Source organism: Polymorphospora sp. A560 (genome assembly GCF_045781765.1).
Lineage (GTDB): Bacteria > Actinomycetota > Actinomycetes > Mycobacteriales > Micromonosporaceae > Polymorphospora > Polymorphospora lycopeni.
Genome location: NZ_CP122282.1, coordinates 3,534,596 through 3,549,925, shown reverse-complemented (window position 1 = coordinate 3,549,925; position 15,330 = coordinate 3,534,596). Strand labels below are relative to the sequence as shown.

Genomic DNA, 15,330 nt, shown 5'->3' with positions numbered 1-15,330 from the left:
ATCACACCGGACCGGATCGCAGTCCAGAACTCTGTTGTGGACACCGAGCCATCCCGGGTACGACGAAGGGCCGGTGGAACCGCACGTACGCGGTCCCACCGGCCCCGGTGGGTCGGTCAGATCAGGTCAGGCGCCCTTCCCCGTCTGGATGAAGCCCTCGTGGTGGCCGAGGATGATCCCTCCCGTAGGATGCCGCCACGCGACGTACCCGGTCCTCGGGTCGATCACCTCGAGCCGTACCAGGTTGCAGTGTGACAGCGGAATGAGAAGCCGGCTACGGGGTGCGATGGTGGCGGCCCGCTGGAGCAGGTTGCCGTTGATGTCCTTGTACCACGCCTCCAGGGTCTGGTAGCCGACGTTCTCGAAGTCGAGCGCGGCGAGCAACGGGTAGTTGCTGGTCCGCGCCACCGTGAGGTCCGTCGAGTAGGTGCGGCCGTCCGGGGCGTACGCGGTCAGCGTGTAGGTCACGTTGCCGTCGTGCGTGCCACCCCCGACGCTGCCCTCCCAGGTGCCCACACCGCCGTACGGGATGTCGGAGAGGGTGGTACCGCCCCTCCTGACCACCACCCGGTCCGCCCCGGTCACGCGCCAGGTGAGGTTGACCGAGGTGTTGGCGCACGCGTGCACGGCAGTCGCCGACGAGGTGAAGTGGTCGACCTTCGGCCGGCCCGTTGTCCAGGCGGTGCCGTCGGCGGACGAACCCAGCTCGTGGCCGGACCGGCGGGGATAAACGCCGAAGTCGTACCGGGTCGTGGCGCTCAGACCCGTGATCGTGTACGTCATCTGGCCGGTTCCCGGGTTCGCCGCCAGCACCACGGTCGTGGCCGGGTTCGTGCTGCCGACCGGCCGCCAGGCGACGACGTACTCGGCCTCGTTGTCGGCGTTGTCCTGCCAGCTGATCGTGATCGTCGAGTCGGTCCGGCCGGTCACGGTCAGCCCGGTCGGGTTGGCTAGCCGGGGCAGCAGGGTCGTGGCGCAGACCTCCGCCGCCGCCTCGGAGACCACGTTGAACGCGATGACCCGGTAGCAGTAGCGGGTGCCCGGGGTCAGGTCCCGGTCGGTCGTCCCGGTCGCCGGTACGGTGGCACGCCAGATCTCGGTCCAGGGGCCACCGGCCACCGACCGCTCGACCCGGTAGCCGTCCTCGGTGGTCGAGTTGTCCCGCCAGCCCAACGAGATGCTGGTCGCCTTGATGCCCCATTCGCCGAACGGCAGGATGGTGGGCGCGACGACCGGTGCCGGCAGCGTGTAGTCCCGGCAGCCGAGTTCCGTGTTGACCGTCCCGTACGACCGGTTGATGGCGTACGCGCAGATCCGGTGTGGTCCCGGCACCATCGTCGCCGGCAGGTCCGCGATGTCGAAGCCGCGCGCGGTGCCGTACCGCGGGTCCAGGTCGGAACGGTGACCGTCCGCGATCACGCTACGGACCCAGGTGCCGTCGTGGTAGAGGTCGACCTGGGTCGGGGTCGTCAGCTCGTCGGGGTCGACCGACCAGCCGCGCACCCGCACCTTGTCGCCGACCCGGGTGACCTCGTCGAGGGCGCCGAACGGGTTGTGCCGCACCGAGTACGTGTGGCACCCGAGCACCTTGTCCGCACCGGCTCCGACGTTGACGGCCCGTACGCAGACGGTGTGGTCGCCGTCGGTCGGCCGCTCCGGCACCGAGATGCTGAAGCCACGGGCGGTGCCGTACGCCGGGTAGTCGGCCAACGTTCCGGGCAGCTGCTGGTTCGCGAGCTTGCCGCCGACGAGCTGGTCACCGTGGTAGACCCGGACCTCGACGGCGGCGTTAGTGTCGCCGTCGACGGCCCAGCCGCGCAGCGTCAGCGACGTGCCGACCCGCTCCAGCGGTTCCAGTATGCCGACCGGGTCGACCGCGACGTTCAGCGTCCGGCAGCCGATCCCCGCGTCGTGGCCCGCACCGTTGTTGATCGCGGTGGCACACACGTTCGCGCCGGCCACCGCCGGCACGGTGCCCGCGAACTGGCCGTTGGCGGCGGTCGTCACCGATCCGACCTTCCGGCCGCCGATGCTGATGTTGACCAGGACGTTGCCGCCGTCCGCGTCTTCGGCCCAGCCGGTCACCTGGATACCGGCCGGCACCCGGGTCGCCGTGCTCAGGCTGCCGATCGGGGGCAGGCCGGGGCCACCGGGGTCGCAGGCCGGCGGCGGGTTCGGCCGTTCGCAGAAGGGCCCGGCGTGGGCAGGTGTCGCCTGCACCACGAGTCCCCCCGTCGTGGCGAGCGCCGCGAACATCGCGGCACGGATACGTCTTCTCACTAGCTCCCTCTCTTGTGGAGAGGGCGGCGCCCCCCCGGACCGCCCGAGCCGCTCTATCCATTCTGGACAGGCGTCGGCCATGCCGAGGCTGTCATGTGGATCTCCGAACGGCCGACGACTATCGGTTCGCCGACAATGTGGGGAACGCCACTCAGAATCTCTTGCGTCCCGCCGGGCGACTGCCCACAGTGGCGGGCCGCCGACGGTTCAGCAGGACCGCGCCGGCGCGGCACCACGCGAGCAGGTCGGCCGGGGCGGTCTCGGGGTCACCGCCGGCGGCTCGGACGGTGGCGTAGGTGTGCAGGGTCTTGAGGGCGGCCACGGTGCGGGCCCGCCACGCCGGCGCCTGGGAGTGGTGGTCGAACTGGACCGGGATCTGCCGGTCGAGGGTCAACACGAGCAGCGGAACCGGCCTTCGATCTGCGCCGGCACCTCCCGGAACGTGTCCGGTACCGGTTCGGCAGTACCAGGATGAGGTCGCCGTAGCTGAGGACGGTGTCGGGTGTGGTGTTGGTGAAGCGGGTTCCGGCGGAACGTCTTGGTCAACACCCCAATCGCCACCCGATCCGGCAACCTGTCCCGCGCCGCCCTGACGATACGAGGCTCCCCCAGCCACGACGGAACACACTGAGCTTAAGGAAGCGGCATTGGGCCTTAGGTCTGGGGTCCGACCGGGGTCAACCAACGCGACACCACCTCGACCGCCATGAAACTCAAGATTTTCTCAAGTGGCTCCGCCTGGGAGCGATCCAATTCACCGAGGACTTTAGGTTTGCCATACGTCAATTGGCGTGGCCACCTCACCGAACCGGCCGTACGCAGGCGATGTGCACTCAGAAGGAGCAGGTTAATCATGGGAGCCGGGCAACCGAATGACGCCCGAATGATGAACCGGACACTGAACTTCTTCACCTAGAGGAGATCTGATGAACCGACGTCTTTTGCTGTCGACAACTGTCGCAACAATGTGTGCCGTAACCCTGTTCGCGCCGGCCTCGGCAGCGGAGAACGGAAACGCCAACTGCGAGAATCTGCCCGGTAATCCTTCCGCCTCCGGCTGGACGAACTACGAGGAGCTCGGCAAGCAACTCGCCCAGATCGAGGCGACCAGCCACGGCCGCGTCGACGTGGACGTCATCGGACAGTCCCAGCGGGGCCGGGACATCTACGCGGCCCGGGTCGGCACCGGTGACCGCGTGCTCCTGATCACGAGCGAGATCCACGGCAACGAGAAGACCGGCACCGAGGCGCTGCTGAGCATGCTCAAGACCCTCGGGTCCAGCGGCAGCCCGCAGGCCCAGTTGATCCGCGAGAACCTGACCGTCGTCGCCGTCCCGAAGTTCAACCCCGACGCTGCGGAGCTGAACCGTCGGCAGAACGACTTCCCGTGGAGCGAGGCGGTCGAGAAGTTCCCGCAGCTGGCCGGGACGACTCCGCCGTACTACTACAGCAACGGCGCACAGGGCTTCGACGTCAACCGCGACTTCAGTGCGGACCTCACCGCCGAGCCGTCGCCGGCGACTCGGCCCGCGAACGAGACCCTCCCCGGCATGTTCGTGACCAACGAGTCCCGGGCGCTGCGTGACCTGTACGTCGACCTGCGCAACGAGTTCGGCAAGGTCGATACCTACGTCGACCTGCACCACATGGGCCCGTGCAACCAGAACAACGACAGCGACCAGTACGTGACGGTGGCCCTGGACTTTCCGCCGCTCGGCTCCGAGATCGACGGCAACCCGCGGTACGCCGACTGGCCGCTGCTCGACCAGGACAGCTCCCGTCGGCACGCGCTTGCCGCCGCCCAGGGCATGATCCAGCACGGCGGCAACGGCAACGCCCAGAACTCGCCGTTCGTCGGCGGGGTCAGCCAGTACGTGCACTACCAGGTCGCCGACGGGTACAGCTTCGACCGCGACTACGCCGGGCAGGCCCGGTCGGCGTTCGCCCTCAACGGCAGCGCGACCGTCCTGTTCGAGGTGCGCGGCCAGTCCCACGCCTGGGGCCAGAAGCAGAAGGGCCAGCTGACCAAGGCCGTCGAGGCCGGCATCGTCGGGATCGCCGAGCGGATGGCGGATGGGTCCGTCGACAACCTGAACCACGCCGATTTCTACCAGCTGCCCAAGTACTGGTGAGGCCGTAGAGCCGGTACGGCAGCCAGCCGCACCGGGTGATCACGCCCGGAGGCCACTTCCCAGCGATGGGGGGTGGCCTCCGGGCGTCGTGAGGTCGCCGGCAGGGTTCGCCGTGACGGTCATGCCGCCGCCGGGGTGGTGCGGTGTCGGGATCGACGCCCAGGGCTGTACACCAGCGTTTGCCGAGGGCGAGCATGGCGTCGGTGTCGTCGTCGGTGACCTTGTGCGTCGCGCCAGATCCGGGTCAGGGGTCCGGGCGTGACGCACGCCAGCAGCCGGGGAGCCTTCCTCGCGGCCGGATGATCCGGGAAGATGCACCCGGCACCAGCAACCGGGCTTCCGTATCGCCACCTATCCGGACATCGCGATAGTCACTCGTCGTCGGGGCCGACCCAGAACAGACCGCGCTCAGTCAGATCGGGGGCATACTCCAGCACGATGTACCAGCCAGGGCGGTCGTCGGGCGGCCGGACGCCGCGCGACGCGGCGTAGGCAGTCAGCTCGTGCGTGTCGAGGTCGTGCACCCGCTCGTTCAGCGCGGCCAGGGTTGCGGGGTCGGCCCACACCTGGCGGTCGTCAGCGTCGATCATCGGTCAGTCCCTCCCCGGTCCCTTTGAAGTCCCACAGCCGCACGGACCCGTTGCCGTACACCTGGTAGACGGTCACCCGGTAACCTACCGGCAGCGTCGCCTTGAGGTTCTCGGTGCAGCCGTCCTCGCCCTGACAGGGTCGCATGTTCATGTAGAGAACCGCCGAGCGCACGCCGTGCCGGCGCATGTACGCGGTCGCGTTCGACTCCACGTGGTGAACGAAACGCATCGACCGGCGCGGCGCGGCAAGATCTTCCGCCGCACCGGTGTCACCCGGCCCGACGAGAGGCGTCAGAGGTCGCCCGTCCACGTCGTACAAACGCCCTGCGGCCACATCCCGCCCGACGTACCGACGGATTTCTTCGACTGCGGAACGGTTCGGTGGTATTCGAGCCGGTGCTGTCACGGGTGCCGGGACGACCCTCTGTCCGCCACCCGAAGTCAGTTTCCCGAGCTACCGGCCCTTCTCGCCTCGCCGATCGCCGCCTCGACCTGCTCCCTGGCAGCGTCGACGTGCTGACCAACCCCGGCCAGGACCTGAAGGATCGCATCCAGCCTGGCCAGCAGAGGCCCAGGATCGCCACCGTGCAGGACCGCCGCGGCCTTCTGCTTGGCCTGGTCGACCTGCCCAATACAACCACCGACTCCAGCACGGATCCCGTTGAGCTTCTCCATCACTGGGCGGAGCATCGCGACGGTTTCCTGCGGGGTCGACTGCCGCGGGACGGCAGCCAAGACCGTTGTGGCCTCACCCGCCAGGACAGCCAGGCCCCCGATCTCCGTCTGGACCTGCGGCAAGATCGTCCTGAGCGTCGACGACGTACCGAGGGCTGATCCCTCAGCCCTCGGTCAATTCCCGCGTTGGTGGGACCGTCGCGCGACGCCAGCCGGCAGGTTCGGGGGGCTTGGGTCCCTGGTGTCACCGCAGGCGGCGGATGTCGCCGTATGCGCGGTAGAAGCCGCCCCGGCCGGCCTCGCGGACGTCGGTGACCAGGTAGCGCGCCCCGGGCTCGCGGATGCCCTTGGGGAACTGCACCGACCAGCCCCGGTGGTAGCCGGTGCTGAGCACGTGCACCCGCAGCCGGCCGCCCTCCTCCACGCACTCCACCATCACGCCGTTGCTGGCGTCGGCGACCACCTCGACCTGGGTCACCGCAGCCGGCTCCGGCATCCGGGTGGGGGCCTTGACGTCGACCACGTCGGGCACGTTGCCCTCCTCAGCCGCCCGGATCGCCGGCTCGCTGGCGTCGATGCAGGCGAGTTGGCCGCTGGTGGTCACCACGTAGAGCCGCTGGTCGTGGTACTGCATCGAGTACGCCGAGCCGCAGCCGGTGCCGAGCTTCCACAGCCGGGTGCCGTCGGCGGCGAAGCAGTAGATCGAGGACTGGCTGTCGCCGGCGAAGACGTACCGGCCGTCCTCGGCGGTGGCGCAGGAGAAGACCGGCGCGTCGGCGCGGTACGTCTGGGCGGCGCGGCCGTTCTTGCCGATCCGGACCACCTCGCGGGTCGCGGTGCCGGCGAAGACGGCGTCGCGCTCCTGCCAGCCGAACAGCACCGAGCCGGTACGGGTGTGCCACTGCTCCTGTCCGGTGCGCCAGTCGTACCGGCTGACGCCGGTGGAGTCGCCGTGGTAGACGGCGTCGGTGTCGCAGCGGACCATCCAGGCCGATTTGCCGCGCCCACCCCGGCGCCAGAGGAACTCGTCCTCGTGGTCGATGGCGGCGATGCCGCCGTCGGCGTCGGAGACCCCGAGTACGCCGTCGTGGATGTCCAGCCAGTAGATGTCGATGTCGGGGGCGATGGCGTACGCCACTCGGGGGATCTTGCCGGAGAGGTCGTAGACGTTGCCGTCATCGCAGCCGGCGTAGATCCAGGCGTCGTCGGCGACGATGCACTTGACCCCGTCGGGGAGGCGGACCTGGTCCAGGACTCGGGCGTCGTGGTCAAGTGTGGTGATCACACCGCGCTCGTTGCCCACCATGCAGGTGCGGCCGTCGATGAAGATGCCGAACGCGGGGGCACCGGAGTTGTACCGCCAGAGCACCGGGGCGGTGCGGGCGGTCGAGCGGGTGCTGACGATCTGCCGCCGGGAGACGGACCGCTTCTGGCGCACGCCGCGCACCGCCGGGGCGTACCCCTTGCGGACCTTCTCGCCGATCTTCTTCGCGGCGGCGGCCCGCGCCCGCGCATTGTCGGGGTAGCCGGTGGTCTTCACCTGGCCCTGGTCGCCGATCCGGCCGTAGCTCACGGTCAGGGTGGTGTCGTCGACCACCACCTCGTAGAACTTGTGCGCTCCACCGTCCGATTCGGACAGTTCGAGGTAGGTCGTCTCCTGCGACATGCGGGTCCTCCGAGGGGGTCGGCGCCGGCCCTGACCGGGTGGCGTGCCCACGCTAACCGCTCCCACCGACAAGATCCGCACCTCGGTCTTGCGTCTGAGGCGCGGGTTGAGCGGCAGGTCCCCACCGGACCTTGGTGCGACCTGTGCTACCCCGCCGGCCGCACCAGGGACCAGCCGATGTCAGAGCGGGATGACGCGGCTGCGGCGGTCGGCGGTGGCTTGGTCGAGGCCGGTGGAGTCCAGCTCCAGCAGCTGCACGACCGGGTCCAGGTTCACGCCGGCCGGGAAGAGGGATGCTGATGGTCCCGTTGACCGGTGACCCCTGTGTCGTGGCGCTCCACTGGCCTCGTACGACGTTGCTGTCGGGGCCGGTCGCGACGATCTGTGCCTGTAGGGCCTTCTGAGTGCCGGTCGTGCCGATCGCCGCGCTGAACGAGCCGGTCGACGGATCCTCGGTGACCGACAGTTTGACGCCGTTGGCCACGTTGACCACGGCCGCGATGGTCAGGCCACGGACCGCGAACGACAGCTCGGCGGATCTATCCGCGTCGTCGAGCCCGGTCACGCGGTAGCCGACCCGCTCGCGAGCCCCTGCGAATCGCCGCGAACAGTTCGACCTTCGACATCTTCGACATCGGCGGCATCGGCGGACCTCCGCCCCGACCAGCCGATGCTCCCACCGCGCCGGTGGCGCCGAAACTCGCTTACATCGACTCACCCGATCGAGGCCGCTGTCCGGTGGCGCTCATACCCAGTAACAAACCCAAGGTCAAGGCCCATGCCAACGATCCAAAGCGTGAGAGTACGCGTGTCGATCAAGAAGCACGAATGATCGTGAAAGGCATTCGCGCGGGAACGCGCGACGCGCTGGCGGCTGCTTCGTATGCTGCGCCCCAGGAGGTCACATGACGAACGCTGAACTGATCGATCGACTGATCGAGGAGACTGCCCAAGCACCTGACTGGCGTGGCGGCCTTGCCCGTCCAGGGCACCTCCCCCTGTTCAACAGCTTGGGACCCGTCATGTACTTGACCCCGGCGGGCGATGTCGTCATGAATGACGAGGAGGACGGCCCGTTGCGGCTGGCCGATCAAGCCGAGCGCGACTTCGCGCTGGCCAGAGCCGCTGAGCAGTATCCGGAACTTGCTTACCTGAAGCCTTTGCGGCCGCAACTCGCAGCCACCTGCGACCGATGCTGCGGCCGGGGCAAGGTGACGCTCTCGCAGGGGACGATCTTGCCCTGGCGCGATGGACAGGAACCCGAGTGGGTCTTGTACTGCCCGGGGTGCAACAGCCTCGGATGGACCGTGACCGGCTGACCTCTGCACCCGCCCCGCTGCCCGGCAGTAGCGTCTGGCCGGCCTGGTCGACCTTCCGCGTGCAAGGGTCACCGCGACTGGCGCCGAAACTCATTGACACCGACTCCGACCGGAAGTCGGTGGCGCTGAAAGCAACTGACATCCGGCGCCCGAACGCGCTAACAAACTCAACCCGCCGTACTCGCAAACCAAGCCGCCGTGCCGGAACCCGCCTCCAGCCCGGCGGCCGTTTGCCGGCAACGGTAGCCCGCCCCGGCCGCCCTGACTGATCGGCGGCTCAGCCGAGTGAGCAGGGCGTCCCGTTGAGGGTGAACGAGGACGGGCTGTCGGTGCCACCGGTGTGGGTGGCCACGAACCCGATGGCGATCGCGCCGCCCGGCCCGATGATGACGTGGTCGTCAAGGCCACGGGCCGTGACCCTGCCGCTGGACGGCGAGTACACCGCGTTCCAGCCGCTGGTGATGCGTTGTCCGGCGGGCAGCGGGAATTTCAGCACCCAGGAGGTGATCGGGGTTCCGCTGGTGTTGGTGATGGTGATGCTGCTCGTCAGGTAGGTGTCCCAGGTGTAGACCGAGTAGCGGACGCTGCAGGCGGCCCCGGTCGGCGACGGGCTGGTCGGTACAGCGGTGCTGGCCGGCAGAGCCGTGCTGGCCGGCACGGTGGTCGGCGCGCTGGCGCCGTGCAGGGCGGCGGCCAGCGTTACAGCCGCCGCGGCGACACCGAGAAGGCTGCTCTTCAGTCTCATGGTGGCTGCGATTCCTCCGGAGATCGGCGTACGGCAGCGCGGCGGAACGAGGGGCGCCAGTCGCCGCTGATTGTCCGGTTCGCCTCGCAGGCACCAACACTAATCGATCACCTTCGATTGTCAAGCCTGCGGCCCCGACCTCCTACGCGACGCGAGCGGGCAGCCGGCGCTATGCGACTTCGACGCCTCTGGGCGTACATCCGTACCGTCGAACCCATCGCCGATACGTTCGTCACCCACAACCTGGACAGATGCGAAAGGAACCCGCCGCAGACTCCAGCATTGGACACCACACATAATCCACCATCGACCAGTCGCGATCGCCGAAACCGTGTCAGAGTCCGATCTCACTGGCCATTGACATCAGTGAGCCCAGCGACTCGGCCACCGTGTACCCGGCATCCGCGGCATCTACAGCCACGTCACCCCGGCCATGCGGCAACACATCACCCACACCATCCAACGCCGCCGCAAACCACCCAACTCGCACTCGCCCACACCACACGCTACATAACCGCCCACCCAATAACAGACAACCCCGGTACGGCTCCACGCAGCCACATCCGCGGACGGCACTCTCGACGGCCAGCGGGACCGATGCGCCCGATGTCCGTTACGACCCACCCTGCGTAGCCGGTCAAGCCCGGCCGGCGGAATGCCGGCCAGGCCCCGGTCGTTACACACCCTGGCGGACCGAGCAGGACAACGAACCTCCCGGTCCCGGACCACGTCGACGGAATGACGGCCGGCCCCCGGTCGTTACACATCCCCGACGCACCCAGCACCACCGCCCCGTGAGCTCAGCCTCCGGGCAGGTCGGTTGGAATGAACGACCACCCCCGGTCGTTACACATCCCCGACCCACCCGAGCACCAACGGGTGACCCCACAGACTTTCCCACCGCACCTTTCGCGGACCCGTACGCCGACCTCCCCCAGTCGGCGTCATCCCCCCACGAACGGAGCACCCCCATGAACACGATCCTGCGCAAGACGATTCTCGGCATCACCGGCCTGACCTTCGCCACCGGCGTCATCGCCGGCCCCGTCACCGCCGCCAGCGCCGCGACGCCGCAGACCCGCTCCGCCGCCGTCACCACCACCGCAGTGCAGGGCGAGCAGTCCCAGATCACCCTGGGCGCCGAACAGACCGACAACGTCAAGGCCATCATCGCCGCGACGAAGAAGAACGGCATGGACGAACGCGCCGCGGTCATCGCGATCGCGACCAGCCTGCAGGAGTCGAAGCTGGAGAACCTGGGACACCTGGGTGAACGCAACGACCACGACTCGCAGGGCCTGTTCCAGCAGCGACCGTCGTCCGGCTGGGGCACCGTCGAGCAGATCACCGACCCCGAGTACGCCACCACCGCGTTCCTCAACGGCCTCAAGCAGGTCGACGGCTGGCACGACATGCCACTGACCGAGGCCGCGCAGACCGTGCAGGTCTCCGCCTTCCCCGACCACTACGCGCAGTGGGAAACCCAGGCCACCGACCTGGTTGCCGAACACTGGAACAGCTGACACCAAACGCCCCGCTGGCCGGGACCCCGTTACGGGGTCCCGGCCAGCGACACATCCAGACAGGCGCCAGCGCCAACGCGGCCGGACTGATCGACTGGGATGTCAGCATCGACTCGACGGTCACCCGCGCTCGACCGTAGGAGCAGAAGGAGCCGCCCGGCGGCGTCGAGGACGAACCCGCCGACCACGCCCTCGGTCGTTCTCGTGGCGGGTTGACCACCAAGCTGCATCTGGGCTGCGAACCGGGCCAGAAGCCGCTCGCGGTGGTGGTGACCGGTGGGCAACGCGGCGACAGCCCGCAGTTCACTCGGGTCCTCGCGCGCATCCGAATGCCGCGCCCCGGTGGCGGGTGGTCGTCGCGCATCCAGTGCGCGTGGAGTGCGCTGTCCGATGGAAAAGTGTGGACGGCCGAACGTACGGTGGAGCCCAGACAATCGCTGCGCAACTGACGGATAGACTACCAACTCGCCCCCGTCATCGGGTTACGGTGCACCCGGTGACAGCGCCCACGTTTGAGGTGCTTGTGCGTTTCGACCTCCTTGGCCCGATCCGCGTGTACCGCGATGGCCAGCCAGTTCCGCTGGGCTCGGTGAAGCAACGTCTCCTCTTGGCCACCCTGCTGCTGCGTCCGAACGAGATCGTCGGCACCAACGAGTTGGCCGCAATGCTGTGGGGCGACGATCAGCCGGCGTCGGCCGCGGCGAACCTGCGCACCTACGTACGCGGCCTGCGGCAGTCGCTGGGCGGCGGGACGTCCTGGGAGGGGATAACCGCTGCCGCCGGCGGCTACCTGCTGCGGGTGGAACCAGGCGAACGGGATCTGGACCTGTTCGACGCCGCGGCGGCGCGGGGCCGCGACGCTCTCGCCGCCTCGGATGCAACCCGGGCCGAGGCCGAACTCTCCGCTGCGCTGGGACTGTGGCGTGGGGACCCGCTGTCCGACCTGCCGCTGCCTGCGGCGCTGGCCCGGCGGGTGGCGCAGTTGGAGGAGCGCCGGCTGCTCGCCGAGGAGGACTACACCGGGGCACTGTTGACGCTCGGCGCGCCGGCCGACGTGATACACCGGCTGCGTGCCCTGCTCGACCGGCACCCGCTGCGGCAGCGGGCGTGGGGGCAGCTGATGGTGGGCCTCTACCGCATCGGTGACGTGGCCGGCGCGCTGGATACCTTCCGGCAGGCTCGGCAGGTGCTGGCGGAGGAGACCGGCCTCGATCCGGCGCCGGAGCTCACCAAGTTGTACGACGACATCCTGCATCACCGCCCGGGGCTGGCAGCGTGCCCGCCAGCGCGGCCGGACGGGCCGGCACCGGACGCGCCACCGGGGCCGCTCATTCAGCGCCCCGAACAGCTGCCGCGTGCGGTGCCGGAGTTCGTCGGCCGCGGAGTCGAGCTGGCCAGCCTCGACGCTCTCCTGGGCAGCCGGGCGCAGGGGCCTACGACAGTGGTCATCTCTGTGGTGTCCGGCATGGCCGGAGTCGGCAAGACCGCCCTGGCACTGCACTGGGCGCACCGGGTGGCCGACCGCTTCCCCGACGGCCAGCTCTACGTGAACCTTCGTGGGTACGACGAAGCCGGGGTGGTGTCGCCGCCCGACGCCCTGTCCGGCTTCCTCGAGGCGCTCGGCGTACCCCAGGCCCGGATACCCTCCGACCTGGAGGCCCGGACGGGTCTCTACCGCAGCCTGCTGGCCTCCCGCCGGATGCTCGTGGTGCTCGACAACGCTCGCGACTCCGCCCAGGTTCGCGCCCTGCTGCCCGGTGCCGGCGGCTGCATGGTCGTGGTCACCAGCCGCGACCGGCTCGGCGGCCTGATCGCCGCCGAGTCCGCGGCGCCGTTGACGCTCAGTGTGCTCACCGCCGAGGAGTCGACGAGCCTGCTCGCCAGCCGGCTCGGCGCCGGCCGCCTCGCCTCCGAGCCGGCCGCGGTGGCCGACATCGTCGAGGCGACCGGCCGGCTCCCGCTGGCGCTGTCGATAGTGGCGGCACGCGTCGCCACCCATCCCACGTTTCCGCTCGGCGCCATCGCCGCCGAACTGCACTCGGCTGAGGCGAGGCTGGACGCGTTGGCCGACGGCGATGTACGGCGCGTCTTCTCCTGGTCGTACCTGGCCCTGGGGCAGGACGCGGCCCGACTGTTCGCCCTGCTGGGGCTCCATCCGGGCCCGGACCTGACCCCCGCCGCGGCCGCGGCGCTCGCCGGCGTGTCGGCCGCGGACGTTACGCCGCGACTGCGGGAGTTGACCCGGCTCCATCTGCTGGCCGAGCACGCGCCCGGCCGGTACGCCTTCCACGATCTTCTGCGGGTCTATGCGGCCGAGCTCGCGGAGTCGCCGGAGCGCGCCGACGAGCACGAGGCGGCCCGGGCACGCCTGTACGACCACTACCTGCACGACGCCTATCCGGCGGCCCTGCTGCTCCAGCCGCAGTGGCCCCCGATCGAGCCGGTGCCACCGCTGCCCGTACCCGGCAGGCGGCCGGTGACCGATCACGACGGCGCGCTCGCCTGGTTCACCGCGGAGCACCGGGTGCTGATGCGGGTGGTCCAGCAGGCCGCTGAGAACGGCTTCGAAGCGTACGCCTGGCAGATCGCCTGGGCGTTGAACACCTTCCTGGCACCGCGCGGCCTGTGGCAGGACCAGCTCGCCACCCAACTGGTCGCGCTGGCCGCGGCAGAAAAGATCGACGACCTGGCCGGGCAGGCCGCCGCCAACCGGCTGCTCGCCCGCGCACTGACCCGACTCGGCGACCACGACACCGCCGAGCACCGGCTGAAACGCGCACTTGAGCTGCACGAACGTCTCGGCGATCCCACTGGTCAGGCCCAGACGCTGCACAACTACTGCGAACTCTGCTACCTGGACGGCCGGCTCGACGAGGCGCTCACACACGGTCGCGAGGCGCTGCGGCTGTACCGGCTGGTCGGCAACCGTTCGGGGGAAGCCCGGACGCTCAACGCGATCGGTTGGCTGCTGGCCGCCACCGGCGACTATGTCCAGGCCATCGAGAGCTGCACCGAAGCACTCGCCCAGCAACGACGCAGCGACGACCGCAACGGCCAGGCCGCCACGCTGGACAGCCTCGGTTTCGCCTACGACCGCCTCGGTGATCGCGACCGCGCGGCCGACTGCTACGAGCAGGCGATCCAGCTCTTTCGTGATTCCGTCGACCGGTATCACGAGGCGGAAACCCTCATCCGGCTCGGGGACACCCGGGACGGGATGGGCGACCGGGCCGCTGCCTCCGCCGCCTGGCGTCAGGCCGTGCGAATTTACGAGGACGTGGGCGACCCGGCGGCCGAGGAGACACGTCGCCGTCTCGAACGCTACGAGTCAGAAGGTTAGGGTTCGACACCTTCGGACGCTGCGGATGCCGGAGACCTTGTCCATCCAGTACCCGGCACCGTTCGACGGGGACCTCACCAGCTGCGGAGTCGTTGGGCGACCGGACCGCCCATTCGTGGACGCGTTCCGGAAGAAGCGATGTACAAGGCGCTGGCGAGCGTCGCCCCGCTGCGCCCACCCGTCGACATTTCCATTTGAGGTGGGCGCATTGTGGGTTGCGAGCGATTCCGCGCCACCGGTCGACCTCGACCGGCGGGCTGCCGTCTTCGTGCGGCTCGGGGCGCCATCGTGAGGATGAGAATCAGCCCGGTTCTACGCTCTCAAGGCCGGTGAAGAACTCGGCGATCCGCTCGGGGTTCGCCGTTTCAGTTTCGGCGTGGGCATCGGTGCTCCACGCCCGGACCGCTTCGGCGGTGACCTCGCCGTTGACCGCCGTGGTCGTGTTGGCCACGGCCACATAGCTTCCGGACGGCACTGCGGCCAGTAGCCGGTCGATGACAATTCTCGGAGTGCTGGCCCTTTCGAGCAGTACCAACCTAGGCCAAGCACGCACGCTAGGTGAAGCTATCCGGCACGCGCTGCTATATGGCACGGCTTGAGGATCGGCATGTACGCCACTTGTACCGAAGTTGTATGTGGATCGCCATACCCTTCTGCCGCACGGACACACCTAAGCGCAACGGCATCCGTGTCGTGTCCGCTTCACCGGCCTTCGCTGGCACTCAAATGAGGGCGCGGGCCATCGGGCCTCGACCGGACATCGCGCGACGGATTCAGCAACGCCGCCAACCGATCCAGGAGCCCCGGTGCATACGGTCCCGTCCTCAGCCATTGTCACCCGAGCGGAAACGGTTCTCAGGGTGTATACGGCAGGAACACCGCAGCGTCGCCAGGAATCGGCGCCCGCGTGCTTTTCGGACTTCCTCGCTCGCACCTCCTCCGGACCGGCGGAACTATCCGACGGCCCCGTCACCCCCCTGCGGACCTGCCGAAGAACCAAACGTGCCGGCATCGGGTCCATCCCCGCCCGGATGGCGGAGCTGGCTCTGCTCCGAGCAGG

Annotated in this window: 12 protein-coding genes and 1 pseudogene; 5 read left to right on the top strand and 8 right to left on the bottom strand. The window is 69.1% G+C overall.

Annotated features, from left to right (window positions below; genetic code table 11):
* Window positions 1–126: 126 nt before the first annotated feature.
* Window positions 127–2,280, bottom strand: coding sequence for a fibronectin type III domain-containing protein (locus QCD66_RS15995; protein ID WP_375733840.1), 2,154 nt, complete (start codon window positions 2,278–2,280; stop codon window positions 127–129).
* Window positions 2,281–2,431: 151 nt separating this feature from the next.
* Window positions 2,432–2,674: a hypothetical protein gene (locus QCD66_RS15990; RefSeq protein ID WP_375733841.1), complete on the bottom strand. Its 243-nt coding sequence runs from the start codon at window positions 2,672–2,674 to the stop codon at window positions 2,432–2,434.
* Window positions 2,675–3,206: 532 nt separating this feature from the next.
* Here QCD66_RS15990 and QCD66_RS15985 point away from each other — a divergent pair.
* Window positions 3,207–4,412 (top strand): M14 family zinc carboxypeptidase, encoded by a 1,206-nt coding sequence (locus tag QCD66_RS15985; RefSeq protein ID WP_375733842.1) that lies wholly within the window; start codon window positions 3,207–3,209, stop codon window positions 4,410–4,412.
* 371 nt (window positions 4,413–4,783) lie between these two features.
* On the opposite strand, the gene QCD66_RS15980 is transcribed toward QCD66_RS15985, so the two are convergent.
* The 4 genes from QCD66_RS15980 to QCD66_RS15965 all read right to left on the bottom strand — a co-directional run bounded on the left by QCD66_RS15980 (window position 4,784) and on the right by QCD66_RS15965 (window position 7,343).
* Window positions 4,784–5,002 (bottom strand): hypothetical protein, encoded by a 219-nt coding sequence (locus QCD66_RS15980; RefSeq protein WP_364218812.1) that lies wholly within the window; start codon window positions 5,000–5,002, stop codon window positions 4,784–4,786.
* Window positions 4,989–5,312, bottom strand: coding sequence for a DddA-like double-stranded DNA deaminase toxin (locus tag QCD66_RS15975; protein ID WP_375733864.1), 324 nt, complete (start codon window positions 5,310–5,312; stop codon window positions 4,989–4,991). Before QCD66_RS15975 ends, QCD66_RS15980 begins: the two co-directional genes overlap by 14 nt.
* Before the next feature lie 131 nt (window positions 5,313–5,443).
* Window positions 5,444–5,677: a DUF6244 family protein gene (locus QCD66_RS15970; RefSeq protein ID WP_375733865.1), complete on the bottom strand. Its 234-nt coding sequence runs from the start codon at window positions 5,675–5,677 to the stop codon at window positions 5,444–5,446.
* 244 nt (window positions 5,678–5,921) lie between these two features.
* Window positions 5,922–7,343: a WGR domain-containing protein gene (locus tag QCD66_RS15965; protein WP_375733843.1), complete on the bottom strand. Its 1,422-nt coding sequence runs from the start codon at window positions 7,341–7,343 to the stop codon at window positions 5,922–5,924.
* Window positions 7,344–8,248: 905 nt separating this feature from the next.
* Here QCD66_RS15965 and QCD66_RS15960 point away from each other — a divergent pair.
* Window positions 8,249–8,662, top strand: coding sequence for a hypothetical protein (locus QCD66_RS15960; protein ID WP_375733844.1), 414 nt, complete (start codon window positions 8,249–8,251; stop codon window positions 8,660–8,662).
* 277 nt (window positions 8,663–8,939) lie between these two features.
* Here the strand turns inward: QCD66_RS15960 and QCD66_RS15955 are convergent, their stop codons facing one another.
* Complete coding sequence (locus QCD66_RS15955; protein WP_364218826.1) at window positions 8,940–9,407, bottom strand: cellulose binding domain-containing protein; 468 nt, start codon at window positions 9,405–9,407, stop codon at window positions 8,940–8,942.
* Between the two features lie 971 nt (window positions 9,408–10,378).
* Between QCD66_RS15955 and QCD66_RS15950 the strand changes: the two genes are divergently transcribed.
* The 3 genes and pseudogenes from QCD66_RS15950 (at window position 10,379) to QCD66_RS15940 (ending at window position 14,270) form a co-directional block, all read left to right on the top strand.
* Window positions 10,379–10,930, top strand: coding sequence for a hypothetical protein (locus tag QCD66_RS15950; RefSeq protein ID WP_375733846.1), 552 nt, complete (start codon window positions 10,379–10,381; stop codon window positions 10,928–10,930).
* Between the two features lie 65 nt (window positions 10,931–10,995).
* Window positions 10,996–11,280: pseudogene (locus QCD66_RS15945) on the top strand (transposase); the annotation flags it as partial.
* A gap of 239 nt (window positions 11,281–11,519) precedes the next feature.
* The gene (locus QCD66_RS15940; RefSeq protein WP_375733847.1) at window positions 11,520–14,270 is read left to right on the top strand and encodes a BTAD domain-containing putative transcriptional regulator; all 2,751 of its coding nucleotides are present in this window, start codon (window positions 11,520–11,522) and stop codon (window positions 14,268–14,270) included.
* A gap of 301 nt (window positions 14,271–14,571) precedes the next feature.
* Here the strand turns inward: QCD66_RS15940 and QCD66_RS15935 are convergent, their stop codons facing one another.
* The gene (locus tag QCD66_RS15935) at window positions 14,572–14,823 is read right to left on the bottom strand and encodes an SAM-dependent methyltransferase (protein ID WP_407567178.1); all 252 of its coding nucleotides are present in this window, start codon (window positions 14,821–14,823) and stop codon (window positions 14,572–14,574) included.
* Between the last annotated feature and the right edge of the window lie 507 nt (window positions 14,824–15,330).

Excerpts from the sequence above, each read along its gene's own strand:
- QCD66_RS15985 (WP_375733842.1), top strand. The coding sequence starts at position 3,207 with ATGAACCGACGTCTTTTGCTGTCGACAACTGTCGCAACAATGTGTGCC.
- QCD66_RS15980 (WP_364218812.1), bottom strand. The coding sequence starts at position 5,002 with ATGATCGACGCTGACGACCGCCAGGTGTGGGCCGACCCCGCAACCCTG.
- QCD66_RS15970 (WP_375733865.1), bottom strand. The coding sequence starts at position 5,677 with ATGGAGAAGCTCAACGGGATCCGTGCTGGAGTCGGTGGTTGTATTGGG.
- QCD66_RS15965 (WP_375733843.1), bottom strand. The coding sequence starts at position 7,343 with ATGTCGCAGGAGACGACCTACCTCGAACTGTCCGAATCGGACGGTGGA.
- QCD66_RS15960 (WP_375733844.1), top strand. The coding sequence starts at position 8,249 with ATGACGAACGCTGAACTGATCGATCGACTGATCGAGGAGACTGCCCAA.
- QCD66_RS15955 (WP_364218826.1), bottom strand. The coding sequence starts at position 9,407 with ATGAGACTGAAGAGCAGCCTTCTCGGTGTCGCCGCGGCGGCTGTAACG.
- QCD66_RS15950 (WP_375733846.1), top strand. The coding sequence starts at position 10,379 with ATGAACACGATCCTGCGCAAGACGATTCTCGGCATCACCGGCCTGACC.